Annotated in this window: 11 protein-coding genes; 10 read left to right on the forward strand and 1 reads right to left on the reverse strand. The window is 58.2% G+C overall.

From position 1 onward, the window contains the following. The first annotated feature begins 17 nt into the window (after nt 1-17). From AB6729_RS02320 to AB6729_RS02335, 4 genes are all read left to right on the forward strand, one after another. Entirely contained in the window at nt 18-1,934 is a 1,917-nt protein-coding gene (locus tag AB6729_RS02320; protein ID WP_371079940.1) for a type VI secretion system Vgr family protein, read from the forward strand. 78 nt (nt 1,935-2,012) lie between these two features. After that, nucleotides 2,013-2,399, forward strand: coding sequence for a DUF4280 domain-containing protein (locus AB6729_RS02325; protein WP_371079941.1), 387 nt, complete (start codon nt 2,013-2,015; stop codon nt 2,397-2,399). A 13-nt stretch (nt 2,400-2,412) separates the two neighbouring features. After that, nucleotides 2,413-3,048 (forward strand): SPOR domain-containing protein, encoded by a 636-nt coding sequence (locus AB6729_RS02330; protein ID WP_371079942.1) that lies wholly within the window; start codon nt 2,413-2,415, stop codon nt 3,046-3,048. A gap of 97 nt (nt 3,049-3,145) precedes the next feature. Then, nucleotides 3,146-4,114, forward strand: a complete 969-nt coding sequence (locus tag AB6729_RS02335; protein ID WP_371079943.1) for a hypothetical protein — start codon at nt 3,146-3,148, stop codon at nt 4,112-4,114. Nucleotides 4,115-4,144: 30 nt separating this feature from the next. On the opposite strand, the gene AB6729_RS02340 is transcribed toward AB6729_RS02335, so the two are convergent. Next, nucleotides 4,145-5,335, reverse strand: coding sequence for a PP2C family protein-serine/threonine phosphatase (locus tag AB6729_RS02340; protein ID WP_371079944.1), 1,191 nt, complete (start codon nt 5,333-5,335; stop codon nt 4,145-4,147). Nucleotides 5,336-5,485: 150 nt separating this feature from the next. On the opposite strand from AB6729_RS02340, the gene AB6729_RS02345 reads away from it, so the two are divergent. From AB6729_RS02345 to cheB, 6 genes are read left to right on the forward strand one after another with little or no spacing between them, the layout of a single operon-like run. Further along, complete coding sequence (locus tag AB6729_RS02345) at nt 5,486-7,471, forward strand: Cache 3/Cache 2 fusion domain-containing protein (RefSeq protein ID WP_371079945.1); 1,986 nt, start codon at nt 5,486-5,488, stop codon at nt 7,469-7,471. Further along, on the forward strand, nt 7,468-7,872 hold the full coding sequence (locus AB6729_RS02350) for a chemotaxis protein CheW (RefSeq protein ID WP_371079946.1): 405 nt from the start codon (nt 7,468-7,470) through the stop codon (nt 7,870-7,872). The genes AB6729_RS02345 and AB6729_RS02350 overlap by 4 nt, the downstream gene beginning before the upstream one ends. Then, on the forward strand, nt 7,833-8,975 hold the full coding sequence (locus AB6729_RS02355) for a protein-glutamate O-methyltransferase CheR (protein WP_371079947.1): 1,143 nt from the start codon (nt 7,833-7,835) through the stop codon (nt 8,973-8,975). Before AB6729_RS02350 ends, AB6729_RS02355 begins: the two co-directional genes overlap by 40 nt. Continuing rightward, on the forward strand, nt 8,972-9,547 hold the full coding sequence (locus AB6729_RS02360) for a chemotaxis protein CheW (protein ID WP_371079948.1): 576 nt from the start codon (nt 8,972-8,974) through the stop codon (nt 9,545-9,547). The genes AB6729_RS02355 and AB6729_RS02360 overlap by 4 nt, the downstream gene beginning before the upstream one ends. A 7-nt stretch (nt 9,548-9,554) precedes the next feature. Beyond that, a complete protein-coding gene (locus AB6729_RS02365; protein ID WP_371079949.1) occupies nt 9,555-11,825 on the forward strand; it encodes a response regulator in 2,271 nt (756 codons plus the stop codon). Next, complete coding sequence (cheB, locus tag AB6729_RS02370; RefSeq protein ID WP_371079950.1) at nt 11,825-12,883, forward strand: chemotaxis-specific protein-glutamate methyltransferase CheB; 1,059 nt, start codon at nt 11,825-11,827, stop codon at nt 12,881-12,883. The genes AB6729_RS02365 and cheB overlap by 1 nt, the downstream gene beginning before the upstream one ends. The last annotated feature ends 17 nt before the right edge of the window (nt 12,884-12,900 follow it).

The following is a 12,900-nucleotide window of genomic DNA, read 5'->3' on the forward strand; positions in this document are numbered from 1 at the left end:
CTACAGACGACTCAATCATGGCCACACTGATCACCGTAACCACGCCCATTACCGATTCGCAGATGTCGCTTGCAGCGCTGCGTGGGCACGAGGGCTTATCGCAGCCATTCGATTACGAAGCGCATCTTCTGTCGACCGTATCCACAGCAGATTTCAGCACAGTGCTTGGCGGCAACATCGCCATTACTATGACGCAGCCAGATGGTTCGTCGAAACAATATCTGCATGGCACGGTGGTGGAGTTTGCGCAGGAGGGAACAGACCTGCGCCCGAACACCATGTATCGTGCGCGCATCCGGCCTGCATTCTGGCTGCTGAGCATGCACTCCGCGTATCAGATTTTTCAGAGCAAGACGGTCGTGCAGATCATCGAAGCAGTCTTTAGCGACCGTGGATTTACGGCGTATAAGAACTCGCTGACGAAGACGTACACCGCATTGGATTACGTGGTGCAGTACGGCGAAACCACCATGGACTTCGTCTGTCGGTTAATGGAGCAGGCCGGGATTTATTACTTCTTTGAACACACAGCGTCTGCAGACACGCTGGTGCTGGTGGACGATGCTTCTGCTCATGCGGCTGCTCCCGGCACCAGCACGTTGCAGTTTGCCGGTGGCCGCTCCGACATGATCGGGGTGGATGGCTCCATCGAGCAACGACTTGTTCCGGCAAGCTACAAGACCTTTGAGTACAACTTTGAAACACCAAGTACCTCACTGACCTCCACCAGCGGCGGCGAGAAGCCTTACCAGATTGCCGAATATCCCGGCGGTTACGGCACGAAGAGCGACGGCGATACGATCTCCGGTCTGCGACTCACGGCTCTGGAAACGGAAGCAAAGGTGTTTCATGGTCATAGCCGCAGCAGCAATCTGCACTCGGGTGTGACCTTTACGCTAGCCAGTCATCCGCGCTCCGATGCGAACGCGTCGTGGCTCATACGCCGCATGTCCATTGAGATTACGGATGGTCTGTACAGCAATCGGTTCGAAGCGATCCCCGCTACAGCAGAGTTTCGTCCGCCACGTGTGACACAGAAGAATCGCATTGCCGGAACACAGACAGCTGTTGTGACAGGTAAAGCTGGCGAAGAGATATGGACGGACAAATATGGCCGCATCACGGTGAAGTTTCCGTGGGACAGCTCCGCTGCAAAAGATGAAACCTCTTCCTGCTTCGTGCGTGTGGCACAGGTGTGGGCAGGGAAGACGTGGGGTAGCCTGTTTACGCCGCGCATCGGGCAAGAGGTGGTGGTTAGTTTTATGAATGGCGATCCGGAACAGCCGTTGATCGTAGGCGCTGTCTATAACGCCGAACAAACGACGCCGTATACGCTGCCGGATGATCAAACGAAGAGCTCCATCAAGACGAACAGCTCCAAGGGCGGTCAGGGCTTCAACGAGCTTCGCTTTGAAGATAAGGCCGGGTCGGAAGAAGTCTTTCTGCAGGCGCAGAAGGACCTCAACTTTAACGTGGTCAAAGGCGATTTCAGCATCACCGTTGCGGAAGGCAAAGAGACCCACACCGTAAAGAAGACGCGCGACCTGACCGTTACGGATAAAGAGACACACACTAACAGTTCCGATTACACGCAGAGTGTCACCGGCGATTTCAAACAAACCCTCAGCGGCAAGAGCACTGTTGCTGTAACTGGTGACGAAGCGCACACGAACAGCGCCAACTTCAAGCAGGACGTTACTGGTAATTACACGTTGAACGTCACAGGCAATCTGACGATTAAAGCAACAGGCTCCGTCACCATTGAGTCCGGCACAGGCTTTACCGCAAAAGGGGGCACCACGATGGCTGTCTCCGGCGGCACAACGACAAGCGTAAAAGGTGGAACGCAGTTGGCCCTGGAAGGTGGCGCCTCTGCTGAATTGAAGAGCGGAGCGCAGACTGCGGTAAAGGGCGCTATCGTCCAGATCAACTAAGGGCATCCCCTTCAGCAATCCGCATTCGCATGGAAAGGCGTGCAATTCCGGCGTCGCTGAAGCAAAATGGAAGTTGCGATGAGCCAACTGGTTTGTATGGGAGCGTTGTTGCAGTGCAGCTTCGGCGTTGCGCCGTCGTCACTGGTCGTGCTGCCCGCGAACAAAGTTCTCAGCAGTACACCGGTGGCAAACATCATGGACAACAAGCCGCTGGCGAACATCATGCCGTTTGGCATGTGCAACTCCATGGCGAACCCGATGGTGGCCGCTGCCACGGCGGCTGCACTGGGTGCGTTGACGCCGATGCCATGCATCCCGGCAACCGCTGCGCCGTGGGCTCCGGGATCGCCGACCGTGCTGATTGGTAATATGCCCGCGCTGAACAATACTTCCAAGCTGATGTGTAACTGGGGTGGCGTGATCCAGGTGGTTTCACCGGGTCAGTTCACCACGATGGTTCCATGAAGAGAGTCCCGGCATGAGCTACGACTTTTCCTTCCAGAAATCGCAGATGTGGCTACTGGGCTTGCTGGCCACGCTGATGTCGGTGCTGCTGGTGACAGCAGGATTTCTTATGGGGCGCATCTCGGTCACGCCTTCGGCTTCCACTACGGCTGCAGCTCCTGTCGTTCAGTCAACGCAGCCTGCGGTAAAAGTGTCTGCATCACCAGCGCTTACGGCGCCTGTGGTCAGGGTTCCCGGGGCGACGATGACACTTGCTGCGCCAACGACTGCCGTCAGCGCGGCTCCTGCCGAATCCACGCAGGATGTGGTGCAGCTTACGTCGCCTGCGGCGGACAGCGGAACGGTTGCCATCAACGCGGCATCATCGTCTGGCTCTGCTGGTGGTGATGTGTATCAGTTAGCAGCAACGGGATATGCGTTGCAGTACGGAGCCTTCCGTGATCCGGCGAATGCGCGCGACCTGATGAAGCAGTTGAAGGATGCAAAGATCGTCGCGACGATCATGACAATGCGGAATGCCTACGGTGAGTCCTATTCGGTGGTACGTTCCGGGGCTTATCCAACGGTTGCGGATGCACGTCAGGCCGCGGTGGATCAGGCCAATTTATTGAAAATGCCAATCGTCGTTCGGCCTGCTGCACGTTTGTAGGTCGTAGAAGAGTGCTTCCGTGAGTCGGAAATAGACGTTTGTTTCTGCGCACCCGGATGACACATCATTCCCCAACTACAAACCTGCGGGAGATACAGTGCCGTACTTTAGCATGCCGACAAAGGATCAGTGGAAGCGCGATATCGGATTCAACCAGCTCTTTGGCTTTCATAAGAAAAGCCCCTTTCCTGCAATGGAACGGATTGGTCGCTTGATTGACGATTACGACACGGAGTCAAAGCGGGGGCCACAGGCCGATGCAGGAAAGCTGCTGCAGATGAAGTTTCATATGCTGGCGGCCTGTGGCTTTGTGCAGAAGTACGGAATGCGTCCGGAGAAGCTTGGAGGCACGCCAACGTCCCTGATGCGTCAGGCGATTTATGACTTGAAGACATACATTGAATCAACGGTCCGCCCTATCCTGGATCCCACGTGGACGCTGGGTGATTTTGCCATTGAAAACTTCGGACGTTCCGTGGATGCACACGATCAGTCGCGTGATCAGGCCCTGCTGACTGGTGGCATTCTGCAATGGTTTGATGATGCTGAGAGAGCCCGCAGGAAACTGGCATTTCGTGGTGGTCTGGCCTATCGCTGGTCGCATGTCGACGGTGGGAAAGGCAATCTTGAACTCTACGACACGGATACGGAAGGTGATGATCTTGAGGATGGTGGCTCGCTTTATGCCATGGATCAGCAGGGGCACATCTATGTGCATGGCGCCAATGCCCCCATGGATCTGCTGCATTCCTCGTTCCTGGCAGGCAAGGCAGTGTTATCTGCAGGAACCATACGCATCGTAGAGGGGCAGATCGTCTGGGTCTCGACCAAGAGCGGCCACTACAAGCCTTCGGTAGAGCAGATGTTGAATCTGCTGGAACGCCTGCGTGTCTATAGCGTAAACCTGGATAAGGTGACGGTCCTGCGTGAGAACTACCAGGGTGGAGTCCAGATATTTCCGCAATCGCCAAACCGGTTTGAAAGTTGCGATGCCAGCAAGTTCCTCAAGGCAAGACAGTGGCCCACCGGCGTTCAACCGAACTCCATGCATATTCCCCGTACGTAACGCCTCACGGGGAATATGCATGGAGATGTCTTAGAAGAAGCGGAACTCTACCAGGCTGAAGTCGTCGTCAAATTCAGGCTTACGTTGAATCTCCTGCACCTCACGCACCACGCTGTCCAGCGATTGCATGGAGAGCGCCGACTCTTCCAGCATCTTCAGGAAGGGCGGGCACTCCATCTGTTCGCCGTCCGGCATTAAGACTTCGTAACAGCCATCACTGAAGACGTACAGTGTGGAACCCGGTTCCACGGGGACCGTCTCCGCCGCATACGGAGCACCTGCAAACACGCCGACAATCATGCCGGTGGAGGATAGTTGCCTGGACGGGCCTTCCACCGGAACCAGCAATGCGGGGGGATGCCCTCCAGAGGCATAGGTCAACGCACGCGCCTGCGTGTCGTATACGCCATACCAGATCGAGAAGTAACGTTCGCCATGGCGCGTCATCGGGAATGCCTGATTCAGCGCGTGCAACACCTGTTCCGGAGCCTGGAAGTCTGTGTCCGGCAGTGTGCGGCTTCGAATCACATTCATTGCGCTAACAGACAGCAACGCCGCTCCAACGCCATGTCCGCAAACATCCAGCAGATAGATCGCGATGCGGTGATCGTCCAGCCAGTGATAGCCAAAGGCATCGCCGCCTAATGTTGTGGAGGGAACAAAGCGCCAGTCTGAGGCAAGAAACTCAGTGGGCTCGATAGGCGAGGGAAGCAGGGAACGAACATAGTTCTTGGCTTCGGCCAGCTCTTCCGCCGTGCGTTCCTGCTGCCCGCGAATCGCAGCGAAGGCTTCGTCGCGTTCCTGGCGAAGGCTGTACGCATCGGAGTGATAGGCAACGCGTGCCAGCAGCTCCAGTTTGTCGGGCAGCTTCACCAGATAGTCGTTCGCTCCCGCGGCAAAGGCGTCGGCCTTGGTCTTTGCCTCTTCCTTGCTGGATAACACAATCAGCGGCACCGTGGCAGTCCCAGGATTGGCGCGGAACCGCCGCACCATCTCCAATCCGTCAATGTCCGGCATGATGAGGTCCTGCAGGATAACTGTGGGCTTGAACTGTGCTGCGGTTTCAATGGCCGTGGCGGGCGTGGCGCAGAAGCGGAACTCGGATCCCGGTAGTTCCATCAGCATGCGTCGTACGGCTTCACCCACCAGCCGCTGGTCATCTACCAGCAGGACGCGGATGTTCTGGGAACGTTCATGGGCAAGTGCAGTCTCAGATGTCATGGGAAAGGCGCCGCTCAGCAGCAACTCCACTGTAAAGCATCCGGCTTGTCGGATTGCACACTCAAATCATGTTGTCTCGATCTTTTCCTGTCATTGCGCAGAACTTCGTAGGCGAACAGGCTTCTTGCGATTATGCTGGGTGCGACTACCATGAAGTTCAGCAAACGTTCTCTCCGCAAGAAGATACTGCTCCTTTCCCTCATGCCGGCGATTGCCGTCACGATCGTGCTCGCCTTCATCATCTGGAACAGCTCAAGGCGCGCAAGCACGATCGTTCGGACCAACGTGACCGACTTCATGGTCGTGCGCACGCAGAAGTCGCTGCACCACGGCTACGCATCGGCAGAGGTGACGGCCAATTACATCGACCGTGAATTGCGCCTGAACATGAACATCGCGCAACTTATTCTGGCGGCAACAGGCGGCATTTCCCTGCAGGGACCACCCGCTACGCGTGAACTCATCGGCGACGAAAAACATGTGGGTGGACAGACCAGCCTGCAGCCCATTCGTTTTGGTTCTGATCTGCTGAACCGCGGACGTTCGGACATTGTGCAGGAAGTAGCGCAGCAGACGGGTGGACTGGCGGTTGTCTTTCAGCGCGTGGGCAAAACGGGCGATCTGGTGCGTGTCGCAGCGAGTTCCCCTGCAGTTCGTCTGAATACTTTCCTTGGAAAGACAACACAGGATGCCGCTGTGAACCCTGCCGAGATCGTTGCCAGTGGCAATGCCTATGTAGGACGCACGCTTGAGGCGGGCGAGTGGCACATCGGCCGTTACGAGCCGTTGCGCGACACCAAGGGCGAAATCATTGGATCACTGTATCTGGGCCAGTCTGTTAACGGTGTGAAGAGTCTGCAGCAGGAGCTTGCCGCAAACTCCATTGGTGTTCATGGTTCGGTTGCCATTATTTACGCGCATGGTCCGCAACGCGGCCAGATGTTGGTGAAGCCGTTCGACATTGCGGAAGAGACAGAATCGCAATGGCTGCCCGTGGTGATGAGTAAGTCGCTGAACATGAGGGATGCGCAGGAAGAGGCGCTGGACGTTCCATCCAAAGATGGGAATGATGCTGCGATTGTTCGCTTCTCTTACATCCAGAAGTATGACTGGATTCTGGTAGCCATTGCAGATGCGAAAGAGCTTCGACAGGCCAGCGTTGCCGTGAAGCAGGAATTCAGCCGCCTGCAGTGGACCATGCTGATTGCGGGACTGCTTACGTTGGGTACGGTCGGCGCGTTGTCGTGGCTCATGAGCCGTCGCGTGGTGGACCCGCTGCTTGGCATCACCATTCAGCTCACCTCCAGCGGAACGCAGATTGCCTCCAGCGCCAGCCAGCAGTTGAATGCGGCGACAAGTTTCAATGTGTCGTCCACGGAAGTGGCAACGGCTGTGAAAGAAATCTCTTCCACCTCGCAGGAACTGCTGCGCGCCATGGAAGAGCTATCGCAGGAAGCCGCGCGCGCCAGCGAGATTGCCCGTGAGGGCGGTACGGTACTGGCAGGCTTTGGAGCATCCATCGAACTTCTGGAGCGTGCCGGGCAAACCATCTCGTCCAGCCTTACCGCTATTCGCGAAAAGGCCGGCAAGATCAACGCAGTTACGGCTGCTGTCACCAAGGTGGCTGACCAGACAAATCTGCTGTCACTGAACGCTGCCATTGAAGCGGAAAAAGCAGGGGAAGCCGGTGCCGGATTCGGTGTGGTGGCACGCGAGATTCGTCGCCTGGCCGACCAGAGCGCACGCGCGTCGCAGGAAATTGAGCAGACCATCCGCGAGATGCAGGATGCCGTGGGCGCAGGTGGCGAAGAAGTGCGCGCGCTCACCGATGCCGTGGAAAAGAGCACGGAAGTCTCTGAGCTTGTCCGTGCGCAGTTCTCGGAGATCATTGCGCGTGTGGAAGCTATGACGCCGCGCTACGAGATGGTGCATCTTGGTATGCAGAACCAGAGCGAAGGCGCACAGCAGATCAGCGAAGCCATGTGGCAGCTTACGGAAACCGCCAGCCAGACCACAGATGCCGTGGCTGAGCTGAACCAGGTGTCCCTGGAACTGCACCGCGCTGTGAACATCCTGAAGCAGCGCATCTTTGAAGGCGCCGATGAAACCGCGCCGCCGGAGACTCTGCTGGGATGAGTATTGCCGAAGAAGTCGCATCGGCCACATCCGCCGGACGGCGAAAGCAATACCTTCTCTTTGCTGTTGGTGACATCCGTTGTTACGTGGAACTGACACGGCTGAACAGCGTCGTTCCCTGGGCGACGCTGTCACCCGCAGAAGAGGATGGGCTGATCGGCTGGTTGAACTATCGCGGCAGCCGCATCCCTGTCTTCGATATGGCAAAGCAGGTTCTGGGTGAGGAAACATCGCGCACGCTTGGTTCGCGCATCCTGCTGCTGGAGTGCTCTGGATTGCAAGTAGGCGCATTGGTATCCGAGGCATTTGCCATTGGCACAGAAGAAGATATCGCCGCATCCGGTATGGAACGGCTGGACCCATGCGAAGTGCTCACAAGCGCGATTGCGAGGCTGCCATGACGCATGATGTTTCGGCACTCATCGCAGCGCATCTGCTTTCCACGCTTGGCATGAATGCTTCCGCCTTGGAGGCAGCGCATCTTCGCCGTGCGATTCGCCGTCGCATGGACGCAGCCGGTCTGCGCAGCGCGGAAGCGTACGCCGAACACTACCGCACAAGTCCGAGAGAGCAGGAGTCGCTGGCGGAAGAGATTTACATCCACGAGACGTGCTTCTTTCGCGATCGCGCTGTCTTTACGGAAAGCGTCGCGTGGGTGAAGGCGTGGCTTGCAGAAAACGCCGGTCCCATCTCCATTCTCAGCGCGCCCTGTTCCACCGGGGAAGAGCCGTACAGTATCGCCGCCTTGCTACTTGCAGAAGGCGTTCCATCGGAACGTTTTCGCATCCATGCCGTGGATGTCTCCGCACATGCGTTGTTGCGTGCGCAGGACGCCATCTACAGCGGGCTTTCGCTCCGCAATATCCCCAGCCCACGGGAGGAGAGCTTTCTGACCTCTACCGGAAATGCGTGGACGGTGGTGCCGGAGGTGCGCGTGCCTGTCCGGTTTGAGCGCGTGAATCTGCTGGATGACGATGCGTTACAGAGCGGTGGCTATGACCTGATCTTCTGTCGAAATCTGCTGATCTATCTCGATCCGGTATCGCGTCTGCGGCTGGCGGTGAGTCTGTCACGTGCCTTGAAACCCGGCGGAAGGCTCGTGCTGGGCGCGGCGGATTGGAGCAGCGACCTCACGCCTCTCTTCCGTATGCAGGGAGCAGCGAATACATTTACGTTTGCGGCGGTAGAGCTTCCGAAGCAACCGCAGAAGTCTTCAGCGACCGTCGGAAAAACTTCGTCAGCGGATGTGACGGTGTCGCGGATTCGGCCCGAGACGCAGGAGGATGACATCGAGGTTCTCTATGAGCGAGCGGCTGCGGTGTTTGACCGCGATGTCGTGACCTCAGAGAAACTCTGCAGGCAGGTACTGTATCTGCAGTCGGATCATCTGCCTGCGTTGGAATTGCTGAGTCGTCTGTGGCGTTCCCGAGCATCGAACCGATTGAATCGTGCACTCGCAGCGCGTCTGCGCAGGCGTCGCGTCCATGTTCCGGAGATGGCATGAGCGACACAACTCCCAACACGACGCCGTCCACGGAAGACCGCTACGCGGATCGCCGCGTCCTGTTTGCCCATCAGCAGCCCGCAGGCTATGCCGACGAGATGGCCGCAGTGCTGGCCCACGCGCCGGATGAAGAACCCGGATTCACGGCGAACATGCTGGTCTTCCGTCTGGCGGGATTAACGCTGGCTCTACCCTCGCGCATGCTCGCCGCAGTATCGCGTTCACTGGCTCCGTATCCATTGCCCCATCGACGTTCCGGGCCGGTGCTGGGGTTGGTCGCACATCGAGGCGAAGTAATTCCGTGCTGTTCGCTGGCACGCCTGATGGGTGTGGCTGATGCTGCCGTATCCGGTACCCAGGCTCGTACGCTTATCCTGCAGGACGACCAGCACCAGCACTGGGCTGTCCCCGTAGACGCGGTCGTCGGCGTCAGCACGGGTGCGGTTCGTCTGGAAGGCGATATCCTTTCCGGGGAATGGACGCATGGCGCCTTTGATGACATGCATGGCCTTACGGCTCAGGTGCTTCGAGTGGAAACCCTCATGGAAAGGATGAAGCGGGCCATCGCCTGATTACATCATGGATAACTTCGAAGACCTTTCCTTTTTCGACATGTTCCGCATGGAGGCGGAAGAGCATTCCGAATCGATGCAGGGCCTTCTGCTGAACATGAAGGAAGGCGAGTCGAATGCCGAAATGCTGCGTTCACTGATGCGCGGCGCGCACTCGTTGAAAGGTGCAGCACGCGTCGTAGGCCTGACGGACATCGTAAAGCTGACACACGCCATGGAAGACCGTGTGGTCGCGGCACAGGAGGGGCGCGCACTGCGTGCAGAGGATGTGGATACGCTGCTCGCCGCCAACGATCTTCTGCGAGCTTTCGCTGCATTGTCTGAGCCAGAATCTGCGGGATGGTTGGAGTCGCGCGCATCGCGAGTCGAAGAGCTTGCCACACAGCTTGCCGCAGCAGACGTCACGGAAGCATCCCCTGTTGCTAGGCAATGGGCTTCTATTCCGGAAGTAGAAGACGGGATCATGACTCCAGCCGATGAGGTTGACACCGAGTCTGCAGCGCAACAGAACCCTGAGGCAACGCAGGGGGCAGTGGGAGGCGTGCAGAACCTGCGCATCACAGCGCAACGGTTTGACCGCATTCTGGGCTCTGCATCGGATGCATTGGTGAAGGCGCAGGCGGTGGTGCGCACCCACGAACGTTTGCAGACAGACAGCGATAGCCTGCGTCGGATGCTACATGACCTGAGCGAATCTCTTCGCGGAACAGCCACGCCGGATGCGAGAGAATTACTCGCAGAAATCACGTCCCGCACCAGTGACTTGCAGCTTCACCTGACCGAGCTGGAACGCGGTGCAACCGAAGCGGAACACGCTACCGGCCATCTTCACCGCGAGATTCTGCAGGCGCGTCTGCGCCCCTTTCAGGACATCGTGTTTGGTCTGCGCCGTCTCTTGCGCGATCTTTCGCAGGAACTCGGCAAGCAGGTCAATTTCGTCATCACCGGTGAGCGCACGGAGGTGGACCGCGACATCCTGGATCGTCTTCGTGCGCCTCTGGAACATATTCTGCGTAACGCTCTGGATCACGGACTGGAAGGCCCCAAAGAGCGCATGGATGCAGGCAAACCCGTGCAGGGAACCATTACGCTGTATGCCCGGCACGAGAACGGACGACTTGTCATTACGCTGCGCGACGATGGCAAAGGCGTCAGCATTCCGCAGGTGCTGGATCGTGCTGTAAAGCGCGGACTGGTGCAGGCCAATGTCGGTTCGCGACTGGCGGACAATGAAATCCTGGAGTTCCTCTTCCTCCCCGGCTTCAGCACGCGCGACACGGTGACGGAGATTTCCGGCCGCGGCTTCGGTCTTGACGTGGTGCAGAGCATGGTGCACGAAGCTGGCGGCGCGGTTCGCATTGAAAGCACGTTGGGTAAGGGAACTGCCTTCCACCTGACGCTGCCCGTCACACGATCTCTGATGCGCGTACTGATTGTGGAGGGAGAAGGCGAGATTTACGCCATCCCGCTGGTGCGCCTTTCGCGCGTGGTTTCAGGAATGGTTCGCGCCGGCGAAGACGGTGTGCCCGTGTTTGAGGCGGAAAATGAATCGGCCATCCCGGTACTGCCCATTGTGGATGCGCTGGGCGGAGGCGGCACCATTGAGCCCGGTGATGCCACCGTACTGTTGCTGATTGACTACACAGGGCAGGAGATCCCGCTGGCGTTGCAGGTGGACCGCATCCTGGGCGATGACACGGTCGCGGTGCGGCAACTGGATGAACGCTTCGGCAAGATGCCCGCAATCGCCGCTGTCACCATTACGGAAGAGGGCGCACCTCTTCTGATCGTCGAACCGGATAACCTGCTGCGTAGCGCCCAGAACGTGCAGAGACGCCGCATTGCTGGTGCCTCCGCGGATGAGCAGGCCCGCGTGCTTGTGGTGGATGACTCGCCCACGGTACGGCAGATGTTGCGCCGCACCCTTATCCGTGCTGATTACCGTGTGACATTAGCATCCAACGGAGTGGAGGCATGGGGCATCCTGCAGGTAGAGGACTTTGATCTGCTGGTCAGCGACGTGGACATGCCGGAGATGAATGGTATTGAACTGATTGAGAACCTGCGTGCCAATGCCCGCATCGGTTCCATGCCTGCGATTCTGCTGTCCTATAAGGGCCGCGAGCAGGACCGTCAGCGTGGTCTACAGGCAGGCGCAGATGCCTACGTCACCAAGGGCGAATTTGAAGAGACCACCTTCCTGCAACTGGTGGAAGACCTGATCGGCCCTGCGCGCATGCCTGCCACGGCAGAGGAGTCTGCGGAGGACGCCCACTGATGCGTGTTGGCATCGTAAACGACCTGCGCATAGTGGCTGAGATGCTGCGGCGCACGGTCGCGGAGACTGAGGGCTTTTCCGTCGCATGGGTGGCCTATGACGGCGAACACGCAGAGATGCTTCATCGCGCCGATCCCGCCGACATTGTGTTGATGGACCTGGTAATGCCGGGCATGGACGGCGCGGACACAACGGCGAAGATCATGTCCATCAAACCCTGCGCCATTCTCGTGGTCACGGCAACGGTGACAGGGAATCGCGAACTGGTCTTCCGCGCTATGGGTAATGGAGCTCTGGATGCCGTGACCACGCCAGACCTGAAGGATGCTGCCAGCGTGGCGGAGTTCCGTCGCAAACTGATCAGCGTAAGCCGTCTGGTAGGACAGAAGAAAAACGGCCCACCGGCAAAGCCAACTGCCCCTGTACATGCACCGCCGATCTCTCATCGCCACGGCAAAGTACCCGTCATTGGTATCGGTGCGTCAACGGGGGGGCCGCAGGCACTCGCTACGATTCTGCGCAGGCTGCCAGCGGGATTCCCTGCAGCGATCGTCATTGTGCAGCATCTGGATTGTCAGTTTGTTCCAGGTCTGCAGCGATGGTTATCGCAGGAGTGCGCGTTGCCTATCCATCTGGCAAAGGAGAACGAGCCTGTCCGTGAGGGGCATGTCTATCTTGCGGAGACGCGCGACCACCTTATCATCTCGCGCGGAGTCGATGGCTATCCGCATCTGCACTACACCACCGAGCCGGAAGATTCACCTTACCGTCCCTCGGCGGATGTTTTCCTGAACAGCCTGGCTGCGCTGCGGCATACGGATTGTGTTGGTGTTCTGCTGACCGGCATGGGTCGTGACGGTGCCGAGGGGCTCCTGGCGCTTCGTCGCAATGGCGCACCCACATTCGCTCAGGATCAGGCCAGCAGCGTGGTCTTTGGCATGCCTCGAGCCGCTCTCGATATGGGGGCGGTGGAGGAACACAGCAGTCTCAGCGCCATTGCAGACGGTATTCTGCGTTTTGTTCAGGGGATTGCAAAGAAGCCGAAAGCGACGCTGTGACCTGCATCGTGTCCTGC

The organism is Terriglobus sp. RCC_193 (assembly GCF_041355105.1).
Taxonomy (GTDB): domain Bacteria; phylum Acidobacteriota; class Terriglobia; order Terriglobales; family Acidobacteriaceae; genus Terriglobus.

Coding starts and splice junctions, on each gene's coding strand:
- AB6729_RS02365 (WP_371079949.1), top strand. CDS start 9,555: ATGGATAACTTCGAAGACCTTTCCTTTTTCGACATGTTCCGCATGGAG.
- AB6729_RS02355 (WP_371079947.1), top strand. CDS start 7,833: ATGCGAAGTGCTCACAAGCGCGATTGCGAGGCTGCCATGACGCATGAT.
- AB6729_RS02320 (WP_371079940.1), top strand. CDS start 18: ATGGCCACACTGATCACCGTAACCACGCCCATTACCGATTCGCAGATG.
- AB6729_RS02360 (WP_371079948.1), top strand. CDS start 8,972: ATGAGCGACACAACTCCCAACACGACGCCGTCCACGGAAGACCGCTAC.
- AB6729_RS02330 (WP_371079942.1), top strand. CDS start 2,413: ATGAGCTACGACTTTTCCTTCCAGAAATCGCAGATGTGGCTACTGGGC.
- AB6729_RS02350 (WP_371079946.1), top strand. CDS start 7,468: ATGAGTATTGCCGAAGAAGTCGCATCGGCCACATCCGCCGGACGGCGA.
- AB6729_RS02325 (WP_371079941.1), top strand. CDS start 2,013: ATGAGCCAACTGGTTTGTATGGGAGCGTTGTTGCAGTGCAGCTTCGGC.
- AB6729_RS02345 (WP_371079945.1), top strand. CDS start 5,486: ATGAAGTTCAGCAAACGTTCTCTCCGCAAGAAGATACTGCTCCTTTCC.
- AB6729_RS02340 (WP_371079944.1), bottom strand. CDS start 5,335: ATGACATCTGAGACTGCACTTGCCCATGAACGTTCCCAGAACATCCGC.
- cheB (WP_371079950.1), top strand. CDS start 11,825: ATGCGTGTTGGCATCGTAAACGACCTGCGCATAGTGGCTGAGATGCTG.